General features: G+C 48.4%; 1 protein-coding gene. It reads right to left on the bottom strand.

Going from position 1 to position 310, the window contains the following annotated elements; all coding sequences use genetic code 11:
• Positions 1 to 76 precede the first annotated feature (76 nt).
• Positions 77 to 310, bottom strand: a 234-nt coding sequence (locus tag F0U44_RS23995; RefSeq protein WP_223163811.1) for an elongation factor 1-alpha C-terminal domain-related protein, incomplete at its 5' end; no start/stop codon positions are given.

Here is a 310-nt window from a genome sequence, read left to right on the forward strand (position 1 = left end):
CTTTTTTCCTTCGAAACACCTTTCGGTGAATGAAGTATCGCAGTTGTATGAAAAATTGTGCTGTTAACAGCTCTAGCTACTTCTTGCCCTTGGTGGCCTTTTCGGCAGCTTTAGTGACCTTGCCACCACCAGCCTCCTTGAAGTTGACAGCCTTGATGACTCCGACAGCAACTGTCTGCCTCATGTCACGGACAGCAAAACGACCGAGGGGTGGGAATTCCTGGAAGGACTCTACACATAGAGGCTTGGAAGGTACCAAGTTGACAATGGCTGCATCTCCAGACTTGATGGATTTTGGGTTGACTTCAGA

Source organism: Nocardioides humilatus (genome assembly GCF_008373755.1).
GTDB lineage: Bacteria > Actinomycetota > Actinomycetes > Propionibacteriales > Nocardioidaceae > Nocardioides > Nocardioides humilatus.